The organism is Allopontixanthobacter sediminis, from assembly GCF_009828115.1.
Lineage (GTDB): Bacteria > Pseudomonadota > Alphaproteobacteria > Sphingomonadales > Sphingomonadaceae > Allopontixanthobacter > Allopontixanthobacter sediminis.
Map to the genome: position 1 here is coordinate 904,676 of NZ_WTYL01000001.1, position 26,109 is coordinate 930,784.

Genomic DNA, 26,109 nt, shown 5'->3' on the forward strand with positions numbered 1-26,109 from the left:
CATGTCGGAAATTACCCCTGAGATCGTCGAGGCTCACGGCCTCAACCTGGAAGAATACGACCGCGTCCTGGCGGCGATGGGCCGCGAGCCCAACTTGCTGGAACTCGGCATATTCTCGGTGATGTGGTCGGAACATTGCAGCTATAAATCCTCGCGCTTCTACCTGAAGCAGCTGCCGACCGAAGCGCCGTGGGTAATCTGCGGCCCAGGCGAGAACGCCGGCGTGATCGACATTGGCGACAACCAAGCGGCAATCTTCAAGATGGAAAGCCACAACCACCCGTCCTACATCGAACCCTACCAGGGCGCGGCCACGGGCGTTGGCGGTATCCTGCGCGATGTATTCACGATGGGCGCGCGGCCGATTGCGAACCTCAACGCGCTGCGATTCGGCCGTCCCGAACACCCCAAGATGCAGCATCTGGTCAAGGGTGTGGTCGCGGGCATAGGCGGATATGGCAATTGTGTCGGCGTGCCTACCGTCGGGGGCGAAACCAATTTCGATCCCGCCTATGACGGCAACATCCTCGTCAACGCAATGACCGTAGGCGTCGCGGACCAGGACAAGATTTTCTACAGCGCTGCCACCGGAGTGGGCAATCCGATCGTCTATGTCGGCAGCAAGACCGGCCGCGACGGCATCCACGGCGCGACGATGGCAAGCGCCGATTTCGATGACGATTCCGATGCCAAGCGCCCCACGGTGCAGGTCGGCGATCCGTTCACCGAGAAACTGCTGATCGAGGCGTGTCTCGAATTGATGGCGACCGACGCGATTGTCGCGATCCAGGATATGGGCGCGGCCGGCCTGACATCCTCCAGCGTGGAAATGGCCACCAACGGCAAGGTCGGCATCCGGCTCGACATGAACAAGGTGCCCTGCCGCGAAGATGGCATGACACCTTACGAGATGATGCTGTCGGAATCCCAGGAACGGATGCTGATGGTGCTCAAGCCGGGCAAGGAAGCCATGGCAGAGGCGATCTTCCACAAATGGGAGCTCGATTTCGCGGTGATTGGCGAAGTCACCGAAGGCGGCCATATGGTCCTCGAATTCGGCGGCGAAGTGGTTTGCGACATCCCGCTCGGCCCGCTCGCCGAAGATGCGCCGGAATATCAGCGTCCCTACGCTACGAAGGATGAATACCAGGCGTGGGCTCAGGTCAAACCACTCGGAGAAATCCCCGAGAGCACCGACATCGGTGCGGATTTGCTCAAGCTGATGGCCAGCCCCGCGCTTGCCAGCCGGAGGTGGATTGCGGAGCAGTATGACAGCCAGGTCGGCGCGGACACGCTGCAGACCGGCGGCGATGCGGCCGTAGTGCGGGTGCACGGGACGCGAAAGGCGCTGGCGATGACCACCGATTGCACGCCGCGCTATTGCTATGCCGACCCGTACGAAGGTGGCAAGCAGGCGGTAGCCGAGGCGTACCGTAACCTCTGCGCAGTCGGTGCGCGGCCGCTGGCGATCACCAACTGCCTGAATTTCGCCAACCCACAGCGCCCCGAGATCATGGCCCAATTCGTCGGTTGCCTAGAAGGCATGGGCGACGCCTGCCGCGCGCTCGATTTCCCGATCGTGAGCGGAAACGTCAGCCTCTATAACGAAAGCAAGGCAACCGGCGGCGGATCGGCAATTCTCCCTACGCCCGCGATCGGCGGCGTCGGGATCATCGAGGATTATTCCGCGATGATGAGGCCTAGAATGACCCCGAACATGGAATTGTTCTGCGTTGGCAAGGCCACCTCCAACCTGGGCCAATCGATCTGGCTAAAAGTCGTCCATGGCCGGACGGAAGGCAGTCCGCCCGCAACCGATCTCGCCGAAGCACGCAAGACCGGAGAATTCATCCGCACCCTTATTGCTGAAGGTGAAGCCAGCGCGGTTCACGACGTGAGCGACGGCGGAATATTGGTTGCGCTCGCGGAGATGGCCTTGGCGTCCGATACCGGCATCAAACTCGGCAGGGTTCAGGACGCGGGTTACTGGTTCGCGGAACATCAGGGTTGCTACATCGTCGCCTGCGCGGACAACTCCCTCCTAAGCCTAGCTGCTCAGGCCGGAATACCTTGCGAGCATCTTGGAAGCGCGCAGACCGATGCCGAGATTACGGCAGATGGCTGGAACGTCTCACTCACCGACCTCCGCGAAGCTCATGAGAGCTTCTTCCGGGACTGGATGGAAGGCTGATCCATTGTCAGCGGAAAGGTGAGGGATAATGACCGAGGCACATCGTCCCTACCCCGCGATGCCGGATTATACTGACGAGGAGCGCATCGCGCGCGCGGCGGCGGCGTATGAACGGCTCAAGACCCGTCGGTCCTGCCGATCCTTCACTGACCAGCCCGTCCCGCGCGAGATCATCGGGTCTGCGATCCTTGCTGCCGGAACTGCGCCCAATGGTGCCAATCACCAACCGTGGCATTTCACTGCCATTTCCAGCCCCGAAACCAAGCGCGCCATTCGCGAGGCGGCGGAGGCGGAGGAGCGGCAGTTCTACGGTGCGGAAGGCGCAAAGCCCAAGGCTTCGGGTGACTGGCTCGATGCGCTGGCGCCGATTGGAACCGACGAAAACAAGCCGTTCCTCGAGACAGCACCATGGCTGATCGTGTGCTTCGCCCAGCGCAAGGGCGGAATCGAGGACGACGGGCAGACGCAGAATTACTACGTCAGCGAGAGCGTCGGGATTGCCTGCGGGATGCTGATTGCGACGCTTCATGAACTTGGCTTGGCAACGCTGACGCATACCCCGTCACCGATGGGGTTCCTGCGAGAGATCTGCGGACGCCCGGCGGAGGAAAAACCGCTGATGATCGTGGTGGTCGGCCACCCCGCTCCGGATGCCACCGTCCCCGAACACGCGGTACGGAAAAAGCCGCTAAGCCAGATCGCCAGCTGGCTTTAGTAACCTTCAGGCCGCTTTCGCCTGCCCTAGCAAATCATACGGATCGATCGCCTCGCTCTGCCATACGCGGTGTGCGGCGGCGTAGTGGACCGGCTGACCGATGTTCATTTCCCGCCGCGCCTGTTCCAGCGGGGTGGCAAGCAATTCGCGGATCGGCATTTCGACCACGCGCGGGCATGCCTTGCCGAGCCGCTTGGCCTCGGTCACGGCCTTGAACACCGGCGCGCTGGTCTTGACCTGCTTCTTGATATTGAGCCCGCCGGCATAAGCGATAAACAGATGCGCGAAGGACGGCTGCTGGCTGTAGGTGAACGCGAGAACGCATTGCTCGCCCAGCGCATCGCGGCCGTAGCCGGTCAGTACATGCAGCATGTCATGGACGTCGCGCTGGCGGTTTGAGAACCATTCGACCAGATCGTCGAAACGCGGGCGGTCACCGCGAAAGCGGTCATGTTCCGCGACCAGTCCGGCGGCGGACAGCCCTTCCCGCTCCATGAAATCGACATAGGCGTGGGCGACGGTGCCCGCCGGCAATTTGCGCAGCGCCACATGATCGTCGAGAATATCGGGCAGGTAAGGTTCCGAAGCGCGAATTTCCTGCCCCTTTTCGCTCAGGGTAAATTCCCGGGCGCGGGGCAAGAAATTGCCCGATGGGAAACATTCGAAGATGTGGAATACCTCCTCGGTATTCTCCTTGTTCTTCATCAGCTCGTTCCAGTGTCCGATCGCCTTCAGCGGCCGGGTGCGCAGGGGAACGCGGCCGGGATGGAGGAAAATCGTCCCGTCCCGCGCCAAGTCATTGGGCTGCGCAGAAACATCGGATTGGATAGAGGTGGTTGCGTTCATCACGGGCCCTTACTGACAATGATGTCAATATAGCGTCACTTGATTAACGTTTCCAGACCAAAGTCCGCCAGCGGATGATCAGCTAACCCAGTCGCTTTCCGGGATGCCGAGCAGCGAGAGTATCGCCGTCAGGTCGCCGCGGTCGATCCAGCCGTTGGCCGCGACGCGAGCCTTGGGCTTGGCGCGGTAGGCCATCCCGTAACTAGCGGCCTGCAGCATCGGGATGTCGTTCGCGCCGTCACCGGTCGCAAGGCTGATCGCGCCGTCGCCCAATTCGTCCATCTCGCCGCGCAGCACCGCTTCCTTCACCGAACTGTCGACAATCGAGCCGTCGAGGCCACCGGTTAGCTTGCCATCCGCCACGCCTAGCCGGTTTCCGACCACCCGTTCAAACCCGAGCATCTCCGCCACAGGATCGGCAAAATGGTGAAAGCCCCCCGTGACCAGAACGGTGCGGCACCCGCGCGCTTGCAACGTCGCCACCAATGTCCGCGCTCCCGGAACCGCGGTGATCCGCTCGTCCAGGCATTGCCGGATGGTGTCCTCGCCCAAACCGTCGAGCAAGCCGACCCGCTCGTTCAGCGCCGTCACGAAATCCAGTTCGCCTCGCATCGCGCGCTCGGTGATGTCGGAGACGCGCTCCTTCAAGCCGGCGAAGTCCGCCAGCTCGTCGATGCATTCCTGTCCGATCATGGTGGAATCCATGTCTGATACGAACAGATGCGGCACCTGGATTTCCGCTTGCGAGACCAGCAAGTCGGAAGGCGTGAAGTGCTGGTCAAGGATTTTGCGGAGGATCACGGGATCACCGTCCGGCAGGGCGATTTCCAGCACATCGCCGCAGAAATCCAGCATCCGCGCTACGGCCACCCGCATGTCGGCCGCCGACAAAGCGTCCACAGCTGCATCGAGGCGAGTTTCCAGCGCGCTGGGGTCTGCTATCAGGCGGGCGATGAGCACCAGGGAATCTCCTACAAATATTGCTGGCGGCACCTCCGCAGAGCTTCCGCCGGTGGCGCTCATTGCAGGGCCGACCGCCAGCGGCAAGAGCGATCTGGCGGTCGAGCTGGCGCTGGCCTTGGGCAAACGGGGCCGCAAGGCAGCGGTGATCAACGCCGACAGCGCGCAGGTTTACCGGGACCTGCAGATACTCAGCGCGCGCCCTTCCGAGGAGGAAATGCGCGGCACCGACCACCGCCTGTTCGGCACATGGGACGGCGCGGAGCCATGTTCAGCGGGGAACTGGGCGGAGGCGGCAAAGCGGGAAATTGCCGATCTGCACCGCGACGGCGGGGTTCCAATCCTGGTCGGCGGGACTGGATTGTATCTGCGGACCCTGCTCGACGGGATCGCCCCGATCCCTGAGATCGATCCGCATATCCGGGCAGAAGTGCGCGCCCTGCCCCAAGCGGAGGCGCGCCGCGTCTTGCTGGACGAGGACCCGCATGCCGCGGCGAAGCTGGCGCCGGCGGATAACAGCCGCACCGCACGCGCGCTGGAGGTGGTCCGATCGACCGGCAAACCGCTCCATCACTGGCAACAGCAGCAAGTCGGAGGAATCGGGGACGCAATCGACCTCCATCCGCTGATCCTGCTGCCGGACAGAACGGTGCTGTATGATCGCTGTGACAGCAGGTTTGCGGCGATGTTGGAGGCAGGTGCGGCGGAGGAGGTCGAGGCCCTGGTAGCCCGCAATCTCGATCCGGCACTGCCGGTCATGCGAGCGATCGGGGTCCGGGAAATTGCTTCGTGGCTTCGGGGTGACCTCAGCGAAGAAGCCATTATCACGGCCGGACAACTCGCAACGCGCCAATATTCCAAACGGCAATATACCTGGTTTCGCAACCAACCTCCGGCGGAGTGGCCTCGGGCAACAGTGGATAATGACTCAGTTGCCGCTCTATTCGCAAGAATATTACGCTAATTATGGTTGACACAATACTTTTGTGTCCTTAGGTGCGCCATCACTGGTCCGGTCTCTGCTCCTGTGTCAGGGGTGCTTCCGGACCACATTCGTTGGAGAAGATCATGTCCAGCCCAGCACCGGGCCACAGTAAAAATAGCGAGCGCAGCGGCGCGGCGATCCTGGTCGAGTGTCTCGTCCAGCAGGGTGTCGAGTTTATCTTCGGTTATCCCGGCGGAGCCGTGCTGCCGATCTATGACGAGTTGTTCGCCGATCAGCGTATCCGCCACATTCTCGTGCGGCATGAAGCCGGCGCGGCGCATGCGGCGGAAGGGTACGCGCGTTCCACCGGCAAGCCCGGCGTGGTGCTGGTCACCTCCGGTCCCGGCGCGACCAACGCGGTCACGGGCATCGCCGACGCCTTCATGGATTCGATTCCGCTGGTTATCATCACCGGACAGGTGCCGACCGCGCTGATCGGCACGGATGCATTCCAGGAAGCCGACACGATCGGCATCACTCGCCATTGCACCAAGCACAATTACCTCGTGAAAGACCCCGCGGCACTCGCACCGACGATTGCCGAGGCGTTCCGCATCGCGACCACCGGCCGCCCCGGTCCGGTCCTGATCGACATTCCCAAGGACGTGCAGATCGCACAGGCGGAATTCGGGACCGAGTCGGGCGAGAAGCCAGCGGCCCTCGCCTCCTCCCGCTATCAGCCGCAGACGGTAGCCGAGCCCGACCAGATCGCCCAAGCCATCGAACTGATGAGCAAGGCCGAAGCACCGGTATTCTACACCGGCGGCGGCATCATCAATTCCGGACCCCGGGCCAGTGCGCTGCTGCGCCAGTTGCAGGACCTGACCGGCGCTCCGGTAACATCCACCCTCATGGGCCTTGGCGCGTTTCCGGCGGACCATCCCGACTGGCTGGGCATGCTGGGGATGCACGGCACTTTCGAAGCCAACATGGCAATGAACCGCTGCGACGTGATGATCTGCGTCGGCGCACGGTTCGATGACCGGGTTACCGGACGGCTCGATGCGTTCTCGCCGAACTCCACCAAGATCCACATCGATATCGACCGCGCCTCGATCAACAAGATCGTTCCGGTCGAACTCGGCATCGTGGGGGATTGCGCCACGGTGCTGGAACAGTTGATTTCGGCTTGGGAAGACCGGAAGCCACGCGACCTTGGCGAATGGAAAGCCCGCATCGCCGGCTGGCGCGCCCGGGAAAGTCTCGCCTATCCGGAAAGCAAGAGCACGATCATGCCGCAACTTGCGGTCGAGCGGCTGTTCGCCCTCACCCGCGACCGTGACCCGATCATCACCACCGAGGTCGGCCAGCACCAGATGTGGGCAGCGCAGTATTTCGGGTTCTTCGGCCCCAACAAATGGCTCACCAGCGGCGGTCTCGGCACCATGGGTTACGGCCTGCCGGCTGCGATTGGCGCACAATTGGGCAATCCGGATGCGCTGGTAATCGACATTGCCGGTGAAGCCTCGATCCAGATGAACATCCAGGAACTCGGCACGGCCAGCCAGTACCGTTTGCCGGTGAAGATTTTCATCCTCAACAACGAATATATGGGCATGGTCCGCCAATGGCAGGAACTGACCTATGAGAGCCGCTATTCCAACAGTTATTCGGACAGCCTGCCCGACTTCGTCAGGCTCGGCGAAGCCTATGGCTGGAAAGGTATCCGCATTACCGAACAAGCGGGTCTGGACGCCGGGATCGAGGCGATGTTGGCGCATGACGGCCCGGTAATCGTCGATTGCCAGGTGTCGAAAGACGCCAATTGCTACCCGATGATCACCAACGGTTCCGCTCATACCGAGATGCTGATGCATGGCGATCAGGCCAGCGGCACGATGGACGATGAAGCGAAGGCACTGGTCTGATGAAAATCCAGCAGGCAGAAGCCGAGCGGCACGTCCTGACCGTGACCGTCGATAACGAGGCGGGGATCCTTGCGCGGATCGCCGGCATGTTCACCGCGCGCGGCTATAATATCGACAGCCTGACCGTCGCCGATATTTCCGAGAACCATGCGGTCAGCCGGATCACCATCGTGACCCAGGGCCCGCCGCAGGTGATCGACCAGATCCGGGCACAGCTGGAACGGCTGGTCTCGGTACACCGCGTCGTCGACCTCACCGAAACCGGCAAGCATGTCGAGCGGGAGCTGGCGCTGATCAAGGTCGCAGGAACCGGTGAGCACCGGGTCGAAGCGTTGCGGCTGGCGGATGTTTTCCGGGCGCAGGTGGTCGACACCACGACCTCCAGCTTTATCTTCGAATTGACCGGCGCGCCGGACAAGATCGACAGCTTCATCGCCCTGATGCGCGAACTCGGCCTGGTCGAGGTCGGCCGGACCGGGATCGCCGGAATGATGCGCGGCGCCGAAGGGACCTGAATTTTCTGATATCCTACGCAAGTTCGGGCAGCCGCCCGGATTGGACTTCACTCAACGATTCCGGTCCTGACCGGGATGACGCCAGAATGGGAAAATAATGAAAGTTTTTTACGACGCCGATGCCGACCAGGACCTGATCAAGGGCAAGAAAATTGCCATCGTCGGTTATGGCAGCCAGGGCCACGCCCATGCCCAGAACCTGCGCGACAGCGGTGTCGGCGAAATCGCCATCGCGCTGCGTGAAGGTTCGGCTACCGCGAAGAAGGCGGAAGCGGCCGGCTTCAAGGTCATGTCCAACGCCGATGCGGCGAAATGGGCCGACGTGATCATGGTCCTCGCGCCGGACGAACACCAGGCCGCGATTTACGCGGACGATCTGGCGGCAAACATGAAATCCGGCGCGGCGCTGGCCTTCGCCCACGGACTCAATGTGCATTTCGGCCTGATCGAGGCGCGTCCCGATCTCGACGTCTTCATGGTTGCCCCCAAGGGTCCCGGCCACACCGTTCGCAGCGAATATGTAAAGGGCGGCGGCGTGCCGTGCCTGGTCGCGGTGGCGCAGGAAGCCGAAGGCACTAGCGGCAACAATTACGCCCACGCGCTTGCCCTGTCCTATGCCTCCGCCGTTGGCGGCGGCCGCAGCGGGATCATCGAGACGACCTTCCGAGAGGAATGCGAAACCGACCTGTTCGGTGAACAGGCCGTGTTGTGCGGCGGGATCACCCATCTGATCCAGGCTGGTTTCGAGACCTTGGTCGAAGCCGGGTACGCGCCCGAAATGGCCTATTTCGAATGCCTCCACGAAACCAAGCTGATCGTCGACCTGCTGTATGAAGGCGGCATCGCCAACATGCGCTATTCGATCAGCAACACCGCCGAATATGGCGACATCAAGACCGGCCCCCGGATCATCACCGCCGAAACCAAGGCGGAAATGAAGCGCGTTCTCCAGGACATCCAGGCGGGCCGGTTCGTGAAAGATTTCGTACTCGACAACCGCGCCGGGCAACCGGAACTCAAGGCGAGCCGCAAGGCTGCCGCTGCGCACCAGATCGAACAGGTGGGCGCAGAATTGCGGGCCATGATGCCGTGGATCGCCAAGAACCAGCTGGTCGACAAGGCCAAGAACTAGTCTGGCGGCCATTGTCATAATACTGACATCGGGGGAGCGGACAGGGCAGGAATCTTGAGGAGTTTTGTTGTGACGACAATCTACCGTAAATTTTCTCGCCTCTGCCTGCTCCCCCTCCCTGTTTTCGCCCTGCTGGCTGCTTGCGGCGGCTCGGCGGAACAAACCGAAACGGCCGAGGAATATGCTACGCGAATAAATGGCACCTCGCCGATCGCCGCGGCCACAGGCCCCGCGCCGCAAGGCTCCCCCAACGTCGCCGCTCCGTTGCCCGGCGCAGCGCCCGGGCCGGTCGAGCCGCGCACCCCGACCGATCCATCGTCCAGTTCCTGCGGCGCCACCGCGGCTGCGGAATTTCTCGGGCAAGCCGACAGCGCGCCGCTTCGTCTGCAGATCGCCGAAAAGTCGCAGCCGCGCGGCGGAATCCGGTTCATCCGGCCTGGCGAAGCACAGACGCAGGACTTCAACAACAACAGGTTGAATGTGATGATGGACGCGGGCGGTATCATCCGGGATTTCCGCTGCGGATAGGTTTATGGTAACAATCGGCGCTACTTGCCCCCCCGCAGTAGGTATGGAGTAACCGATGAAGACCATAAAACTGATGACCGCTTTCGCCGCCGCCCTCGCCCTTGGCGGTGTGGCCACCCTGTCCGCCCAGAATGCACCGGCACAAGTTCCCGGCGCCATGGACGCATCACGCGTGTCCGCCGGCACTTACGCCGTCGATCCCGCACATACGCTTGTCGGCTGGCGGGTTAACCACTTCGGTTTCAACGATTATTTCGGAGTGTTTGGTTCGGTCGAAGGTGCCCTGCAGCTGGATCCGGCCGATGTGTCTTCGGCCGAATTGGAAATCATGATCCCGATCGGCATGGTCACCGTGGCGAGCGAAGGTCTGCGCGATCATTTGTTGCGCCCGGGCAAGGAGGGCGGCACGCCGGATTTCTTCGGTCCCGATCCGGCCCCGGCGCGGTTCGTTTCCACTCAGGTTCTCCGGACCGGTGATACCACCGCCGATATTACGGGCGATCTGACACTTAACGGTGTGACCCGCCCGGTCACGATCAACGCGGAATTCACTGGCGCCGGTGCCAACCCGATGAACCGCAAGGAAACCATCGGTTTCGAAGGCAGCACCACCATCAAGCGGTCCGAGTTCGGTATCGGCTACGGTATTCCGATGGTCGGGGACGAGGTCGAACTCGATATCTCGGCGGCGTTTGAAAAACAGTAACGCATCCGCCGACACCACTCCGCGCGCGCAAACCGGGAAGAAAATTGCGCGCGCGGACTGGACAGCGGACGTTTAATTGCACATAGCGGCAGCATGACGATGCAGCGGGACTTGCTACTACGACTTATCCGCCCTTGGGCGTGATGTGCGGCGGTGCCTGATGCGGCGCGCCGGGTCGCCCAAGGGTAGCTCCGTCCCGACATTTTCCTTCGTCAGAGAACCTTCCCATGTCCATGCTTCGCGAACCTTCGCGTAAATATTCGCCTTTCGCTCCGATCAGCCTGCCCGACCGGCAGTGGCCGTCGCGAACGATTACCGTACCGCCGCGCTGGCTGTCGACCGACCTGCGGGACGGCAACCAGGCAATCGTCGATCCGATGGATGCGCTCAAGAAGCGGCGGTTCTTCGACCTGCTGGTGGATATTGGCGTCAAGGAGATCGAAGTCGGCTTCCCGAGCGCGGGCGCTACCGAGTTCGACTTCATCCGCGGGCTGGTCGATTCCGGCAGCATTCCGGCGGATGTCATGGTCCAGGTCCTCACCCAGTCGCGGCAGGATTTGATCCGCACGTCCTTCGACAGTATCGAGGGAGTGCATGCCGCGGTGGTCCACATGTACAACGCGGTCAGCCCGGCATGGCGCGATATCGTGTTCCGCATGAGCAAGGACGAAGTGCGCCAGATCGCGGTCGACGGGGCGAAAATCATGCGCGACGAAGCCGCCGCGCGTCCGGGTACCGAATGGCATTTCCAGTATAGTCCGGAAACTTTCTCGACCGCCGAACTGGATTTCAGTATCGAGGTTTGCGAGGCGGTGATGGACGTGCTCCAACCCACGCGCGAACGCCCGATCATCCTCAACCTGCCCGCCACGGTTGAGGCAGCGACGCCCAATATCTACGCCGACCAGATCGAGTATTTCTGTCGTAACTTGCCGAACCGCGACGCGGCGGTGATCAGCTTGCACACCCATAACGACCGCGGCACCGGTGTTGCGGCCGCCGAACTGGGCCTGATGGCCGGCGCAGACCGGGTGGAAGGTTGCCTGTTCGGCAATGGCGAGCGGACCGGCAATTGCTGTCTCGTGACCGTCGCCCTCAATATGTACACGCAGGGGATCGACCCCGGCCTTGATTTTTCGGACATCGACCGGGTGATCGAAACGGTCGAATATTGCAATGAACTCCCCGTGCACCAGCGTCACCCCTATGGCGGCGAACTGGTGTTCACGGCCTTTTCCGGTAGCCACCAGGACGCGATCAAGAAGGGCTTTTCCGCACGCGAAACGCAGAATGACGAGGCATGGCGCGTGCCCTACCTGCCAATCGACCCGGCAGATCTGGGCCGCAGCTACGAAGCGGTTATCCGGGTCAATTCACAAAGCGGCAAAGGCGGCTTTGCGTGGGTTCTGGAACAGGATCAGGGCCTCAAGCTGCCCAAGAAGATGCAGGCCGATTTCGCTCCGAATGTGCAGCGGATGGCGGACGAACTGGGCCGCGAGCTGAACGCCGCAGATATCTGGCAGGCGTTTCGCGCGGCCTACCATGTGCAAACCAAGGCCAAGCATTTCCAACTCGTCGACTACGAGGAAAGCCGCGCGGCTGACGGCACACGTTTGTTCACCGGCACCATCGAGGTCGCGGGCAAGGCCCAGAGCGTTAGTGGACGCGGCAATGGCCTGATCTCCAGCGTGATGAGCACCATCCGCGACAGTTTCGGGGTTGAACTGGAAGTGACCGATTACACCGAGCACGCGCTCGGCGCGGGCACCGATGCGAATGCCGCCGCCTATCTCGAATGCCGGACTGCCGATGGACGGACCATCTGGGGCTGCGGCATCGACGAGGATATTGCCACTGCCAGTGTCCGCGCCGTGCTGAGCGCAGCGAATACGGCAGTCGCGGGTTAGAACCCTGGTCTATTCGCTATGCGCCCGCCTGGTTTGGTGTAGTTCGGGCGCTGTAACGGAGACCGCAATTGACCGAAGACATCCTCGAGCCTGAACTCGCGATCATCGATCCACATCATCATTTGTGGGACCTGAGGCCGCTGATTCCGATGTTTCCGGAACCCCGGCATGCGTTTATCGAGACAATCGCCGGCGCGCCCTATTACGCGTTCGACCAATTGCACGCCGACCTCACCAGCGGCCACAACATCGTCGGCACGGTGTTCATGGAATGCGGCGCATTCTACCGGGCCGATGCGGAGGAAGCCTTCAAGCCGGTCGGTGAGGTCGAATTCGTCAACGGGGTGGCCGCGCAAAGTGCGAGCGGTCTTTACGGCCCGCTGCGGGCCTGCGCGGCAATTGTTGGGCATGCCGATATGCTGCTGGGCGATGCCGCGGCGCCGGTGCTGGAACGCCTGATCGCGGCAGGCGGCGGCCGGTTCCGCGGCATCCGCCATTCCGGCGCGTGGGACAGCGATCCCGCGACGCTCGGACCGCCATTCCACGCGCGTGAAGGGCTGCTGGCAAGCGACGAATTCCAGAAAGGCTTCGCGCATCTCGGCGCATACGGGCTGAGCTTCGACGCGTGGGTGCTGGAGCCGCAACTGGTGGATGTGATCGCCCTTGCCCGCAAGTTTCCCGACCAGCCGATCGTGCTCGATCACTGCGGTACGCCTCTCAACATCGCATCCTACCGCGGCAAATTGCCACAGCATTTCGAACGTTGGAAAAAGGCGATCGAGCGGCTTTCGGAATGTCCCAACGTCTCCGTCAAGCTCGGCGGTCTCGCGATGGCATTTTGCCGGATGCCGGAAGAGGGACCAGCCATCGGCACCGGGTCGCAGGCGCTTGCCGAATTGTGGCAACCCTATATCGAAACCTGCATCGAATCCTTCGGTCCTGCCCGGGCGATGTTCGAAAGCAACTATCCCGTGGACCGGTGGGGCGCGAGCTATCCGGTTTTGTGGAACGCCTTCAAACGCATCACCGCGGGCGCATCGGCGGACGAAAAGCGCGCGCTTTACGCAGGGACCGCCGCGAGTTTCTACGGCATCGAGGACTTGCTCGACTGAGCCTCGCGAAATGCACCGCCGCACCATGTTCCCGCGCCATATCGACAAGCAGCCATTTGCCGCATAAGCCCGCAGACGAGTTTCATTCAGCAACGGAGAAATCCATGGCGTTACCCGCCCCTTTCGACCGCCTTCGCCTGCCCATCATCGGTTCGCCGTTGTTCATCGTATCCGGCCCGGAGCTGGTTATCGCGCAGTGCAAAGCGGGGATTGTCGGATCCTTCCCCGCGCTCAACGCCCGGCCGATTTCCCAGCTCGACGAATGGCTGCATCAGATCACCGAGGAACTTGCGGCGCATAATCGCGACAATCCCGACCGTCCCGCCGCGCCCTATGCGGTCAACCAGATCGTCCACCGCAGCAACAATCGCTTGGAAGAAGACATCGCGATGTGCGGCAAGTGGCAGGTGCCGATGATGATCACCTCGCTCGGCGCGAGGGAGGAAGTCTTCGACGCTGCTCACAGCTGGGGCGGCATCGTGCTGCACGACATCATCAACGACAAATTCGCTCACAAGGCGATCGAGAAGGGTGCCGACGGCCTGATCCCCGTCGCTGCCGGTGCCGGCGGGCATGCAGGGGTGCAATCCCCCTTCGCGCTGATGCAGGAAATCCGCAGCTGGTTTGACGGGCTGGTGGCGCTATCAGGCTCGATCTCCCATGGCCGTTCGGTGCTTGCGGCACAGGCAATGGGCGCCGACTTCGCCTACATCGGGTCGCCCTGGATCGCGACCAAGGAAGCCAATGCGGACGAAGCCTACAAGCAGGAAATCGTCGACAGCAACGCGGCGGACATCGTCTACACCAATTTGTTCACCGGCGTTCACGGCAACTACTTACGCGGCTCGATCGAAAAAGCCGGTCTGGACCCGGAAAACCTTCCGACCAGCGATCCCAGTGCGATGAACTTCGGTTCCGGAGGCAACAGCAAGGCCAAGGCATGGAAGGATATCTGGGGTTCGGGTCAGGGCGTCGGAATGGTCGACAAGGTCGACAGCGTGGCAGACCGGGTGGACCAGCTGGAGCGCGAGTACCGGCAAGCAATCGTGGATCTGGCCGCAAAAACCTGAGGCGTCAGCGGTTCAGCTCCGCCAGACTCGGACGAATTTTCCGTTCCCCGAAGGCACCAGGCGCATTTGCCCGCCGTCGGGTGCAATCACTTCCTCGCTCTGCGTCAGCGGGCCGTGCTGCGCGAGTTGCTGCACCAGTCGGCCCGCTAATTGGGTAGCGGTGGGATAGTCGCCCACAGAATCGGGTTCGATGCGAATTTCCTGTCCGGTGAAAAAGGCTAGCCCTTCGGATTGCAATCCACCGTCGCTCATTTGCTTGTAGCCAGCGAGCAGCCGGGACGGGAATGGCCCGCCATTCTGCCAGTTTTCAGCATGGGCACGGAAGAAATCAGGCGCTGTCGCCATGGCTGCGGGCGGCCAGCAAATGGTACGGAGTTGCGGCGGCGCTTCGGCGGCGAACCGGGCGACCAGCTCGAACAGCGTCCGTACGACCGGTATGGTGTTGGCGCCGCCGGCAAGATGCGGTCCGGGCATCAGGAATAGCGAATCAAACGCAGTCTGGATGGTGCCGTCCGGCATATCGACCCAGTGCCGGATGTCAGGCACATTTACCGACCGTCCAGGTGCCAGGCCGACCAGGTCGAATGTCATTCCGCCGATCAGCAACTCAAGCCATTCCAGCGCCGGACCCGACCCTGCGTGAGTCTCGGGGCGGTCGAGGTTGTCCCGCGGGTCGAGACTAATTGAGACGTTGTCCAATTTGTCCACGATTTCATGCACGGATTGTGCATCAAGGCGTTCGCCGCCCTCGAAAAGGAGGAGAACGCCACCAATTCGATCGAGCCGGTCGATATCCATACGACGATCGATGGTCTTTAGTCCCCTGGTGCAAATACTATGGTTTACTTGGCCCCATTTGTCTTGCCCGTCGAGTCCCCGAAAAAGTGTTTAATCCGTTATGGATGCGTCATTCCAGTACAGTTAATTAAAAGATGCCAAGCACCAATCCTTCGGCAAGCCCCGCTCCGAGTTCGCGGCAGCGTTCCAACTGATCCGCTTCCACGGTCTTGTCGGCAAGGATGGTTTCGGGCGTCTGCGCGTTGAAATTGACGATCAACGGCTCTGCAATCCGGCGCAGGCGCCACCCTTTGGCGATCCGGTCGATCTGGGCCTCGGCACCCTCCCCGTCGGATCCGGCGGCGATTATTGTCGCGTAAGCCCGCCCCTCGATCCTGCCCAATACCGGATAATAGCAGCGGTCGAACATTTCCTTCATCAGGCCGCTCATGGTGGCCAGGTTTTCCGGGCACACGAACAGATACGCCGCGCAGGCCAGGATATGGTCTGGCGTTACATCGTCCGCATACAGGATGAGCGAGCGTTGCCCCGCGCCTTCCGCCGCCGCGCGCGCCATTGCCCGGCTCGCGCCGGTACGGCTGTGCCAGGCGATCAGCAGCGTTTTGTGCGGGATATCCATGAGGACGATTGTCGCCCCGTGCTGTCGATTGTCAATCACCGACCCTTTGCGCAGCGGTGCAATTCCTTTACGGACCGAAGATGTCATCACGAACCAGGTCCCCCGTCTTTGGCGTCACCAGCTCGCTGTCGGGCAAGGCGTGGCATTGGCGCGGCGGCAACATGGATGTGCGCCAGGAAGTAACCGGGCTCGAAAACGACATCGTCACCCAGTTGCTGCTATCGCGCGGCGTCCAGTCGGATGATGTCGAACGCCAGCGGACGCCGACGCTTCGCGGGTTCCTGCCCGATCCATCCGCTTTCCAGGACATGGATGCCGCGGCGGAGCGCATCGCGCAGGCGGTCCTGGGCCGCGAATCCACCACCATCTACGGCGATTACGATGTCGACGGCGCGACCAGCGCAGCGCTGATGATCCGCTTGCTGCGGATGCTCGGCCATGACGCGCGCTATTACATTCCCGACCGGCTTCTCGAAGGTTACGGCCCGAGCGGAAAGGCGCTGGTCCAATTGGCGCAGGAGGGCTGCAGCCTGATCGTGACGGTCGATTGCGGCGCGATGGCGCACGACGCGCTGGCGTTGGCACACGATGCAGGGGTCGACGTGATCGTGGTCGATCACCACAAATGTTCGCCTGATTTGCCAAAAGTCGCTGCAATGGTGAACCCCAACCGGCTCGACGAGAGCGATCTAGGCGCGTCGCATGGTCACCTGGCCGCAGTCGGCGTGGCGTTCCTGCTCGCGATCGCGGTCGTGCGGACATTGCGCGGGCATGGCTATTTCGAAACCCGCGCCGAGCCCGACCTGATGGCGCTGCTCGACCTTGTTGCGCTTGGCACCGTGGCCGACGTGGCGGCGCTTCACGGGCTCAACCGCGCATTCGTCGCGCAGGGCCTCAAGGTCATGGCGCGGCGGGATAACGTCGGGATGGCGGCGCTCATCGATGCAAGCCGTCTGAAGCGCGCTCCCGCCTGCGGCGATCTCGGCTTTGCCCTTGGACCCAGGATCAACGCCGGCGGGCGGGTTGGCGAATCGACTCTCGGAGTGCGGCTGCTGACTACCGAAGACCCGGACGAAGCCATGAGCATCGCCGCGCAGCTATCGATCCTGAACGAAGAACGCCGCGCCATCGAAGCCGAAGTGCAAGACGCGGCCGAACTGCAACTGGACCGCCAGCACAACCGCTCGGTGATCGTGGTGGCGGGACAGGGCTGGCACCCCGGGGTGATCGGGATCGTCGCCGGGCGAATCAAGGAAAAGACCGGCAAACCGGCGCTCGTCATCGCGCTCGATGTCGAGAATGGTGACGGAGAGCTGCAAGGTAAAGGCTCTGGCCGATCAATCGCCGGGGTGGACCTCGGCGCGGCAATCATAGCGGCGCGTGAACAGGGCCTGCTGGTGGCGGGCGGCGGACACGCCATGGCGGCCGGGCTGACGATAGACCGGGATCAGGTGGAAGCACTGGCCGACTGGCTGGACGAGCGGCTGGCCAGCGCGGTGGGGTTGGCGATGGCGAAACAGGTCATCCAGCTCGATCTGGCGCTCGCCCCCGGTGGTCTCACGCCGCTACTGGTTGAAACCATGGACAGCGCGGGGCCGTTCGGGATCGGCTGGCCGGGGCCGAGGATCGCGGTCGGGCCGGTGCGACTGGTCAAGGCCGATATCGTCGGGACCGACCATGTCCGGTTGATCGCGGCGGGCCAGGACGGGAAGAGCTTCAAGGCGATTGCTTTCCGGGCGGTGGATAGCGATATGGGCCAGGCCCTCCTTCACGGATCGCGCGGCCGATCGTTATGGCTGGCCGGCCGTGCCAAGATCGACGACTGGGCATCACGCCCGCAAGCGGAACTGCATCTCGAAGACGCTGCCTGGGCAGACTGAACGCGCCGATCCTGTGCGGAATTCCGGCAAGAAGCAGGATTTCGGTAAAACTCGCCTTGACGTGCAGGCGAACCCTGCCTAATTGCGCGCCCTGACCTTTGGCACACCATCGGTTTGGCCCCTTCGTCTAGCGGTTAGGACGCGGCCCTTTCACGGCTGAAACACGGGTTCGATTCCCGTAGGGGTCACCATTTCTGGTGGCATCGTTCCGGCAGCATGGCCGGAAGCACCCTTTTCCAACCTTGGTATTCCGGCCCGATTCCCGAATTTCCGGGTATTTGGTGGTGGCGGCGTTGCGCCTTTGAGGCTAACGCCCCCTCCCATGGACAAAGGTCGCAACGTACCCTGGCCGGGCATTTTCATCGCGGTGGCCGTAAGTCTGGCGATGGGTCTGGTGGGTACCAACCCGTGGCTGGTGCTCGGCGCCGGGTTGCTGTGGATCGGGTCGCTGTTCCTGGTCTCGTCCCACCCGCCCCCGCCCAATGCGATGCCGCCGAAGAGCCCGTTCAGCCAGGCCACGATTACGCAACTGATCGAACATTCCGCAACCCCGCTGCTGATGACCGAACTCAACCGCGTGGCCATCGCCAACGAAGCCGCGCGCAAGGTGCTGGGATCGCATATCGTCGGCCAGGATGTGCGGGTCGCGTTCCGCCACCCCGAGGCGATCGCCCTGATGATGCAGGACCGGCCCGGTAGCGCGCTGATCCAGAACCTCGCCCGCCGCAAGGATATCTGGCAGATGAACCGGCAGATAATGGACGATCGGTTCGCGGTCGTCGAACTGCTCAACCAGACCTCCGAAGCGCAGGTCAGCCGGGCGCACACCGATTTTGTTGCCAACGCCAGCCACGAACTGCGCACCCCGCTGGCCTCGATCATCGGCTATGTCGAAACGCTGAGCGACGAAGAAGCCGCGGTTCCGCCCGCAACCCGCAAGAAATTCCTCACCACGATTCTTTCCGAGGCGAACCGGCTTCAAGGGCTGGTCAGCGACCTGATGTCACTTTCCAGGGTCGAGGCAGAAAAATACGACGAACCGGAAGAAAAGATCGAACTGCGCAAACTGGTGGAGACCGCCACTCGCGACGCGGCAGGCGAGGCCCGGATGGGCCGAATCGATGCCCAATTGCCGAATGACGTCACGGTGCTTGGGGACGCGCGACAATTGGAACAACTCGTCCGCAACCTCGTCGATAACGCGCTAAAATATGGCGACGCAGATAAAAATGTGACTGTATCCCTCCTCAACGATGACAACGGTGATGCGAAACTGACGGTTCAGGACCGCGGCGACGGCATAGCCCCGGAACACATCCCCCACCTCACCCGTCGGTTCTATCGCACCGACCCTGGGCGAAGCCGCGCATCGGGCGGAACCGGCCTCGGCCTCGCCATCGTGAAGCATATCGTGGAACGTCACCGCGGCCGCCTCGACATCAGCAGCGAGGTTGGTCAGGGGACTTTAGTGACCGTCCGAATTCCGGCGTTTCGGGAACCGGCAGAATATTTGACATGAATTTGTCACATAACTTGAACATGCGGCGACCAGACAGCTACGGTGCCGGGGAAGCTTGATGTAGTTTTCCGCCGTCGGGGTCATCAGGAACAGGAACAAATTATGTCATTCAGAACAATCCTTGCGCTGCCTGCGCTGGCCCTCGTCGCCACGCTTTCCGCCTGCGGCGGTACCAGCGACACGACCCGCGATTCGATCCGCGCGGTGGGATCGTCCACCGTCTATCCGTTCGCGAAGAAAATTGCCGAGACGTTCACCCAGTCGAACCCGGGCATGACCTCGCCGATCATCGAATCGACCGGGACCGGCGGCGGGATCAAGCTTTTCTGCGCCGGGGTTGGTGCCAGCACTCCCGACATGGCCAACGCTTCGCGCCGGATGAAGAAATCCGAATTCGACACCTGCGTTGCCAACGGCGTGGAGGACATCATCGAACTTCAGGTTGGGCTCGACGGAATTGCCTTTGCGTCCATGCAGGGCGGGATCGACATGAACCTGACCCCGAAAATCATCTATGAAGCGATCGCCGCCAAGCCGTACGGCAAGGAACAGACCGCCAAATTGTGGTCCGACGTCGACCCGTCCCTGCCGCAGGAGCCAATTCTGGTTTATGGTCCGCCTTCCACATCCGGTACGCGCGACGCGCTGAAGGAACTGGTCTTGGAACCCGGCTGTGACAGCAACGTGGAAATGAAGGCGCTGAAAGACAGCGACGAAGACCTGCACACCCAGGTCTGCACCGAAGTCCGGTCCGACGGCGCCTATGTCGATCAAGGCGAACAGGACAATCTGATCGTCCAGAAGATCGAGAACAATCCCAAGGCTGTCGGCATATTCGGCTACTCCTACCTCGAGAAGAACCTCGACAAGGTCCAGGGCCTCTCGATGAACGGCGTCGAGCCGACTTACGAAAACATCTCGAGCTTCGCCTATCCCGGCGCACGGCCGCTGTATATCTATGTGAAGAAGGCCCATCTGCAAGCCATCCCCGGCCTGCCGGAATATCTGGCGGAATGGGTCAAGAGCTGGTCGAAAGACGGCCCGCTAGCCCAGATCGGCTTGGTAGCTTCGCCGGATGACGTGCGGGCGGCCAACGCCAAGGCAGCTACCGAATTCGGGACCATGAGCGGCGCGGACTTGAAATAAGGTCTGACTGATGTCCCCGATAATTCTGCTGTTATTGGCTTTCGGGCTGGGTCTGGCCGGGTGGCTTGCCGCCCGCGCCAGGGCGTGGACGTTCAAGCGGGACGCCGTGAACGGCCGAATTGCGGCATTGCCGAACTATCACGCGTGGTACGTGGCGCTGTGGATCGTGATCCCGGTGGTCATGTTCATCGCGCTATGGTCGGCAATCGCTCCGCAACTGGTTACGCAGACTGTGTTGTCGTCGCCCGCAGCGGCAGAATTGCCGGCGTTCGGCTTCCAGCGCGATTCGATTATGAGTGAGGCCCGCGCCGTTGCCGGCGGCAGCGCGCGGGCCGTATTCAACGAAGAAGCGGCCGCCTTGGTGGAGCCGTACAAGCAAGCGATCACCCGCTACAACATCATCGGAGTGCTGAGCACGCTGGTGATCGCCTTCCTCACCGGTGTCTGGTCCTTCCTGAGGGTCAAGCCCGACTTCGCTGCCCGGACCCGGGTCGAACGGGCAGTGATGGTAATCCTGCTGCTCGCGTCGTTGGTCGCAATCCTGACCACGCTGGGCATCGCGGTCAGCCTGGTGTTCGAGACTGTGCGCTTTTTCGGCATGGTCAGCCCGATAGACTTCCTGTTCGGTACCCAGTGGGGTCCCGACCCGATGAGCAATCCGGACAATCCCGACGGTTCGCGCTACGGGGCCATACCGCTGTTCTGGGGTACCATCTACATCGGTGCGATCATCGCAATGATCGTGGCGATACCGCTGGGCCTGATGAGTGCGATCTACCTGACGCAGTACGCCGATCCACGCGTGCGTTCGTGGGTCAAGCCGGCGCTGGAAATCCTCGCCGGGGTTCCGACCGTCGTTTACGGCTACTTTGCCGCGCTGACCGTGGCCCCTGCGATCCGGGACTGGGCGCAGGCGATCGGAATCAGCAATGCATCGAGTGAAAGCGCGCTTGCCGCCGGCCTGGTTATGGGGGTGATGATCATTCCGTTCGTATCCTCCATGGCAGACGATTCCATTGCCGCTGTGCCGCAAGCCATGCGTGACGGCAGCCTGGCGATGGGCGCGACCCGGTCCGAAACCATCCGCCGGGTGCTGGTGCCCGCCGCCCTTCCCGGCATCGTCGCGGGCGTCATGCTGGCCGTCAGCCGCGCCATCGGCGAGACCATGATCGTGGTGATGGCGGCAGGCGCTGCCGCCAATCTCACTGGCAATCCGCTTGAAGCCATGACAACGGTAACTTTCCAGATCGTCGCCATGCTGACCGGCGAAGGCAGTTTCGACCATCCTGCCACGCTCGCCGCCTTCGCCCTGGGATTCGTCTTGTTTGTCGTCACCCTCGGCCTGAATTTCATCGCCCTGCGCGTCGTGAAGAGGTTCCGCGAAGCTTATGAGTGAGCGTATCGCCCCCACCCGCACACCCGCCTTCGAGGCGCGGTTGAAGAAGCGTTACGCAGCGGAGCGGCGGTTCAAGCTGGCCGGTCTGGGCGCGATCCTTTTTTCGGTCGCCGTGCTCGCCTTTCTGCTGATCACCATGACCATCAACGGGATTGGCGGTTTCCAGCGTGCGGAAATGAACGTCGCCATCGACTTCACCGAGGCAGGACTTTCAGGGGATCAAACCACATTGTCGCAGATCGGCGCGGTCCAGGTACTGGAAGCGCAGGGCCTGCCCGCCACTGTCGAATATTTTGCCGAGCAGCAGCTGGGCGAAGCTGGCGGCGCTGAGATCAGCACCAGCGCATGGCGCCAGGTTGCGGACGAGATTATCGACGATCCTTCGATCCTGCAGCGGGAGGAGACCTTCTCCCTCCCCGCCAGCCCAGACCTCGCCGCAGGTCTCAGCGGCGAAGGGTCGGACGAGATGAAGGCCCTCGCGGCGCAATTGTCGGCGCAGGGCAAGCTGGAAACGAAACTCGACCTCGGCTTCCTCGAACGCGCCGACGCCACCGATCCGCAGGAAGTCGGCATCTGGGGCGCGCTCAAAGGCTCCATGCTGACGATGATCGTGACGCTGCTGCTGGCTTTTCCCATCGGGGTCATGGCCGCACTCTATCTAGAGGAATACGCCCCCAAAAACCGCTGGACCGACGTGATCGAGGTGTCGATCAACAATCTGGCCGCAGTGCCCTCGATCATCTTCGGGCTGCTCGGCCTTGCGGTGTTCCTTTGGCTGTTTCCCAACATGCGGTCCGCGCCGCTCATCGGCGGGATGACCCTCGCCCTGATGACCATGCCGGTCATTGTCATTTCCGGACGGAACGCGATCAAGGCGGTGCCCCCGTCGATCCGCGACGGTGCCCTCGCGATCGGCGCATCCAAGGTCCAGGTGGTGTTCCATCACGTGTTGCCGCTCGCCCTGCCCGGCATTCTGACAGGCACGATCATCGGCATGGCCCGCGCGCTGGGGGAAACGGCGCCGCTGCTGATGATCGGGATGCGCGCCTTCGTCGCCACCCCGCCTGACGGGTTCACTTCGCCCGCCACCGTCCTGCCAGTACAGATTTTCCTGTGGTCGGACGAAATCGACCGCGGGTTCGTTGAACGGACATCTGCGGCGATTATTGTGCTATTGGTATTCCTCCTGCTGATGAATGGCCTCGCCATCTATCTGCGCAACCGTTTCGAGAAAAAGTGGTGACTGTAGTCCATCCCAACCTGGAAAAGACCGACGCCAAGATGAGCGCGCGGGAAGTGTCGGTGTATTACGGCGACAAGAAAGCGATCGACGAAGTGTCGATCGACATTCCGACGAAATACGTGACCGCTTTCATCGGCCCCTCCGGGTGCGGCAAATCGACGTTCCTGCGCACGCTCAACCGGATGAACGACACCATCCCTTCGGCGCGCGTGGAAGGATCGATCACGCTCGACGGCGAGGATGTCTACCGCTCGAAGATGGACGTGGTCCAGTTGCGCGCGCGGGTCGGCATGGTGTTCCAGAAACCGAACCCTTTCCCCAAATCGATCTACGACAACATCGCTTACGGCCCCAAGATTCACGGCCTTGCCAGCGGCAAGACGGAACTGGACGAAGTGGTCGAGAAATCGCTCCGCCGTGCGGGGCTGTGGAACGAGGTCAAGGACCGCCTCGAAGACAGCGGCACGGCCCTGTCCGGCGGCCAGCAGCAGCGCCTGTGTATCGCCCGGGCAATCGCCGTTGACCCCGAGGTGATCCTGATGGACGAACCGTGCTCGGCGCTCGATCCGATCGCGACCGCGAAAATCGAGGAACTGATCGACGAACTCAACGGTAGTTATGCCATTGTCATCGTGACTCACTCCATGCAGCAGGCTGCCCGCGTCTCCCAGCGCACCGCATTCTTCCATTTGGGAAAAATGGTGGAATATGGTCGTACTTCTGACATATTCACCAATCCGCTCGAGGAGCGGACCAAGGATTACATCACAGGACGTTACGGGTAATGGCAGAGCATACGGTCAAGGCATTTGACGAAGACATCACCCGCTTGCGCGGTCTGATCGCGGAAATGGGTGGTCTGGCCGAATTGTCGATCCAGGAATCGCTCGAGGCGATGATCAAGGGCGACGAAGACCTCGCCGACGGGGTAGTCGTTCGCGACAAGAAGATTGATGCGCTGGAATCCGAAGTCGACAAGCTGGCCGTGCGGATCATCGCCCTGCGCGCGCCGATGGCCGACGATCTGCGTGAAGTCATTGCCGCGCTCAAGATCGCCGGAGTGGTCGAACGGATTGGCGATTATTCCAAGAACATTGCGAAGCGCGTGGGCAAGATCGAGGCCCGCAAACATTTCGAACCGCTCACGCTGCTGCCCGCAATGGGCGATATCGCGGCCGAGATGGTCCATGATGTGCTGACCGCCTATGCTGCGCGGGACCCTGTTCTGGCGCTCGAAGTCATCGCCACAGACGACAAGGTCGACGCCTTCTACAACAGCATTTTCCGTAACGTTGTCAGTTACATGATGGAAAATCCTGCGACTATTTCTAGTGCGGCGCAGATCCTGTTCGTGGCTCGCAACCTAGAACGGATCGGCGATCACGCAACCAATGTCGCCGAAATGGTTCACTTCGCCGCCACCGGCAATTACCCACCGGACGATCGCTAGAACCATCATCGGCGGATTGCGCGTCACAGTGTTGTCGTGATTACGTAACATTTCCGGTGCGTGGGTATTCCAGTCAACGGAAGCGAGTCGCTAATATGTCCGCCGCAAAACTTTTATTGGTAGAAGACGACCCGGCCCTGGCCGAATTGCTGGAGTTTCGGTTTGAGAACGAAGGCTACGATGTCCGGACCACTTCGGACGGAGACGAAGCCCTCCTGCTCGCCGAGGAAGACGTTCCCGATCTCATCATCCTGGACTGGATGATCGAGGGGACCAGCGGCATCGAAGTGTGTCGCCGCCTGCGTCGCGACAAGAAGACCGCCCATGTCCCGATCATCATGCTTACCGCGCGCGAGAATGAGGACGACCGGATTCGCGGCCTGGAAACCGGGGCGGACGATTACCTGACCAAGCCGTTCAGCCCGCGCGAACTGCTCGCCCGCGTGGCCGCCGTCATGCGGCGTATCCGACCGGCATTGGCAGGGGAATCGATCGAAGTCGGCGATATCCACCTTGACCCGGTCGCGCACAAGGTCGGCCGCCGCGGTCGCCCGCTGCAGCTTGGCCCGACCGAGTATCGCTTGCTCAAGTTCTTTATGGAAAGCCCGGGGCGGGTATTTTCCCGCGGCCAGCTGCTCGACGGGGTGTGGGGGACCGGTAGCGATATCGAACTGCGCACCGTGGATGTCCATATCCGGCGCCTTCGCAAGGCAATCGAGGTCGATGGGGCAAAGGATCCGATCCGCACCGTGCGTTCCGCCGGCTACGCGATGGAAGCGGTCTGAGAATTACCGACAGACGCCGCGGTATCGCGGCGACTGGTCGAAATGAAAGTGGTCGCGGTGCGCCTCGTTGTATTCGGGTGACAGCACCGTCGAATACAGGTCGCACGCACCGTCGCGTACCTGGCTCAGAAAGCGGGCTTCAGGACCTTCGCCACTATCATCCCAATCGCCAAGCACGGTGACCCGGCGCCCGTCTTCCAACACGAACCCGCCGATATCGATTGCGTTTCCGGTCGCATGTTCGCTCCAGCGGCCGTCCGACCGGCCATACAGGCGGCGGCAGCTATAGGCTCCGTAATGCTCGACGCGGGCAATCCGGCTGCCGAGTATCTCTTCGGCAGCCGGCTGGGCGACGTCGCGCAGCCATAGATACACTCCCGCCCCTACCGCACAGGTTGTTGGCGGCGGAGCGGGCGATAGCGGTAAATTGCCGAGGACCGTGCGGTCGGTCCTGCGGCACTCGTCCTGTCCGGCCGGGTCCAGCGAAGTGAAGGCCACATCGCTGCGGGTCAGCACATCGCGGCAGGTTTGCGGATCGTCCCGCAAAGCCAGCAGTTTGCGCTCGGTGGCCCACCCTGGCGGATCGTTCAGGTCGAGCGGAGCCCACGGATCATGCTGCGGGTTTTCCGCCAGCCATCCGCGCCCGGCAAGGGCGATGGCGACCAGGATCAGCAGCACGATCAACCGTCGTTCGCCCTTGAACCGGCCAATCGTGCGAGAGATGCGGGGAGCCTTCAC

Annotated in this window: 24 protein-coding genes and 1 tRNA gene; 20 read left to right on the forward strand and 5 right to left on the reverse strand. The window is 62.0% G+C overall.

What is annotated here, in order from left to right:
- Position 1: 1 nt before the first annotated feature.
- Together purL and GRI65_RS04575 are read left to right on the forward strand one after the other, a co-directional pair.
- The gene (gene purL / locus GRI65_RS04570; protein WP_160755313.1) at positions 2 to 2,191 is read left to right on the forward strand and encodes a phosphoribosylformylglycinamidine synthase subunit PurL; all 2,190 of its coding nucleotides are present in this window, start codon (positions 2 to 4) and stop codon (positions 2,189 to 2,191) included.
- Positions 2,192 to 2,219: 28 nt separating this feature from the next.
- Positions 2,220 to 2,906 (forward strand): nitroreductase family protein, encoded by a 687-nt coding sequence (locus tag GRI65_RS04575; protein ID WP_160755314.1) that lies wholly within the window; start codon positions 2,220 to 2,222, stop codon positions 2,904 to 2,906.
- 6 nt (positions 2,907 to 2,912) lie between these two features.
- On the opposite strand, the gene GRI65_RS04580 is transcribed toward GRI65_RS04575, so the two are convergent.
- Both GRI65_RS04580 and serB read right to left on the reverse strand, forming a co-directional pair.
- Complete coding sequence (locus GRI65_RS04580; protein WP_160755315.1) at positions 2,913 to 3,752, reverse strand: Coq4 family protein; 840 nt, start codon at positions 3,750 to 3,752, stop codon at positions 2,913 to 2,915.
- Positions 3,753 to 3,830: 78 nt separating this feature from the next.
- Entirely contained in the window at positions 3,831 to 4,712 is an 882-nt protein-coding gene (gene serB / locus GRI65_RS04585) for a phosphoserine phosphatase SerB (RefSeq protein WP_160755316.1), read from the reverse strand.
- Here serB and miaA point away from each other — a divergent pair.
- The 9 genes from miaA to GRI65_RS04630 all read left to right on the forward strand — a co-directional run bounded on the left by miaA (position 4,705) and on the right by GRI65_RS04630 (position 14,535).
- The gene (gene miaA / locus GRI65_RS04590; RefSeq protein WP_160755317.1) at positions 4,705 to 5,676 is read left to right on the forward strand and encodes a tRNA (adenosine(37)-N6)-dimethylallyltransferase MiaA; all 972 of its coding nucleotides are present in this window, start codon (positions 4,705 to 4,707) and stop codon (positions 5,674 to 5,676) included. The genes serB and miaA overlap by 8 nt on opposite strands.
- A 104-nt stretch (positions 5,677 to 5,780) precedes the next feature.
- Positions 5,781 to 7,565 (forward strand): biosynthetic-type acetolactate synthase large subunit, encoded by a 1,785-nt coding sequence (gene ilvB, locus GRI65_RS04595; RefSeq protein ID WP_160755318.1) that lies wholly within the window; start codon positions 5,781 to 5,783, stop codon positions 7,563 to 7,565.
- A complete protein-coding gene (ilvN, locus tag GRI65_RS04600) occupies positions 7,565 to 8,080 on the forward strand; it encodes an acetolactate synthase small subunit (protein ID WP_160755319.1) in 516 nt (171 codons plus the stop codon). The genes ilvB and ilvN overlap by 1 nt, the downstream gene beginning before the upstream one ends.
- 97 nt (positions 8,081 to 8,177) lie before the next feature.
- Complete coding sequence (gene ilvC, locus GRI65_RS04605; RefSeq protein ID WP_160755320.1) at positions 8,178 to 9,212, forward strand: ketol-acid reductoisomerase; 1,035 nt, start codon at positions 8,178 to 8,180, stop codon at positions 9,210 to 9,212.
- Positions 9,213 to 9,281: 69 nt separating this feature from the next.
- Positions 9,282 to 9,740 carry an I78 family peptidase inhibitor gene (locus GRI65_RS15430; RefSeq protein ID WP_160755321.1) on the forward strand — a complete coding sequence of 153 codons (459 nt, stop codon included), beginning with the start codon at positions 9,282 to 9,284 and terminating at the stop codon, positions 9,738 to 9,740.
- A gap of 55 nt (positions 9,741 to 9,795) precedes the next feature.
- Positions 9,796 to 10,446, forward strand: a complete 651-nt coding sequence (locus GRI65_RS04615) for a YceI family protein (RefSeq protein ID WP_160755322.1) — start codon at positions 9,796 to 9,798, stop codon at positions 10,444 to 10,446.
- Positions 10,447 to 10,673: 227 nt separating this feature from the next.
- Positions 10,674 to 12,353 (forward strand): 2-isopropylmalate synthase, encoded by a 1,680-nt coding sequence (gene leuA, locus GRI65_RS04620; RefSeq protein WP_160755323.1) that lies wholly within the window; start codon positions 10,674 to 10,676, stop codon positions 12,351 to 12,353.
- A gap of 68 nt (positions 12,354 to 12,421) precedes the next feature.
- Positions 12,422 to 13,465, forward strand: coding sequence for an amidohydrolase family protein (locus GRI65_RS04625; protein WP_160755324.1), 1,044 nt, complete (start codon positions 12,422 to 12,424; stop codon positions 13,463 to 13,465).
- Between the two features lie 104 nt (positions 13,466 to 13,569).
- Entirely contained in the window at positions 13,570 to 14,535 is a 966-nt protein-coding gene (locus tag GRI65_RS04630) for an NAD(P)H-dependent flavin oxidoreductase (RefSeq protein ID WP_160755325.1), read from the forward strand.
- A gap of 12 nt (positions 14,536 to 14,547) precedes the next feature.
- Here the strand turns inward: GRI65_RS04630 and GRI65_RS04635 are convergent, their stop codons facing one another.
- Positions 14,548 to 15,234, reverse strand: coding sequence for a hypothetical protein (locus GRI65_RS04635; protein ID WP_160755326.1), 687 nt, complete (start codon positions 15,232 to 15,234; stop codon positions 14,548 to 14,550).
- A 226-nt stretch (positions 15,235 to 15,460) separates the two neighbouring features.
- A complete protein-coding gene (locus GRI65_RS04640) occupies positions 15,461 to 15,952 on the reverse strand; it encodes a flavodoxin family protein (RefSeq protein ID WP_160755327.1) in 492 nt (163 codons plus the stop codon).
- A gap of 80 nt (positions 15,953 to 16,032) precedes the next feature.
- Between GRI65_RS04640 and recJ the strand changes: the two genes are divergently transcribed.
- The 9 genes from recJ (at position 16,033) to phoB (ending at position 25,371) form a co-directional block, all read left to right on the forward strand.
- Positions 16,033 to 17,832, forward strand: a complete 1,800-nt coding sequence (gene recJ, locus GRI65_RS04645) for a single-stranded-DNA-specific exonuclease RecJ (RefSeq protein ID WP_160755328.1) — start codon at positions 16,033 to 16,035, stop codon at positions 17,830 to 17,832.
- A gap of 116 nt (positions 17,833 to 17,948) precedes the next feature.
- Positions 17,949 to 18,023 (forward strand) — tRNA-Glu (locus GRI65_RS04650).
- A 131-nt stretch (positions 18,024 to 18,154) separates the two neighbouring features.
- Positions 18,155 to 19,351 carry a sensor histidine kinase gene (locus GRI65_RS04655; RefSeq protein WP_160755329.1) on the forward strand — a complete coding sequence of 399 codons (1,197 nt, stop codon included), beginning with the start codon at positions 18,155 to 18,157 and terminating at the stop codon, positions 19,349 to 19,351.
- Between the two features lie 102 nt (positions 19,352 to 19,453).
- A complete protein-coding gene (locus GRI65_RS04660; protein ID WP_160755330.1) occupies positions 19,454 to 20,497 on the forward strand; it encodes a substrate-binding domain-containing protein in 1,044 nt (347 codons plus the stop codon).
- 10 nt (positions 20,498 to 20,507) lie between these two features.
- On the forward strand, positions 20,508 to 21,893 hold the full coding sequence (pstC, locus tag GRI65_RS04665) for a phosphate ABC transporter permease subunit PstC (protein ID WP_202391095.1): 1,386 nt from the start codon (positions 20,508 to 20,510) through the stop codon (positions 21,891 to 21,893).
- A complete protein-coding gene (gene pstA, locus GRI65_RS04670; protein ID WP_160755331.1) occupies positions 21,886 to 23,136 on the forward strand; it encodes a phosphate ABC transporter permease PstA in 1,251 nt (416 codons plus the stop codon). The genes pstC and pstA overlap by 8 nt, the downstream gene beginning before the upstream one ends.
- A 38-nt stretch (positions 23,137 to 23,174) precedes the next feature.
- Positions 23,175 to 23,921 (forward strand): phosphate ABC transporter ATP-binding protein PstB, encoded by a 747-nt coding sequence (gene pstB / locus GRI65_RS04675; protein WP_232843966.1) that lies wholly within the window; start codon positions 23,175 to 23,177, stop codon positions 23,919 to 23,921.
- Positions 23,921 to 24,586 carry a phosphate signaling complex protein PhoU gene (phoU, locus tag GRI65_RS04680; protein WP_160755333.1) on the forward strand — a complete coding sequence of 222 codons (666 nt, stop codon included), beginning with the start codon at positions 23,921 to 23,923 and terminating at the stop codon, positions 24,584 to 24,586. The genes pstB and phoU overlap by 1 nt, the downstream gene beginning before the upstream one ends.
- Before the next feature lie 95 nt (positions 24,587 to 24,681).
- Complete coding sequence (gene phoB, locus GRI65_RS04685; RefSeq protein ID WP_160755334.1) at positions 24,682 to 25,371, forward strand: phosphate regulon transcriptional regulator PhoB; 690 nt, start codon at positions 24,682 to 24,684, stop codon at positions 25,369 to 25,371.
- A 3-nt stretch (positions 25,372 to 25,374) separates the two neighbouring features.
- On the opposite strand, the gene GRI65_RS04690 is transcribed toward phoB, so the two are convergent.
- On the reverse strand, positions 25,375 to 26,109 hold the full coding sequence (locus GRI65_RS04690; RefSeq protein ID WP_332872595.1) for an extensin-like domain-containing protein: 735 nt from the start codon (positions 26,107 to 26,109) through the stop codon (positions 25,375 to 25,377).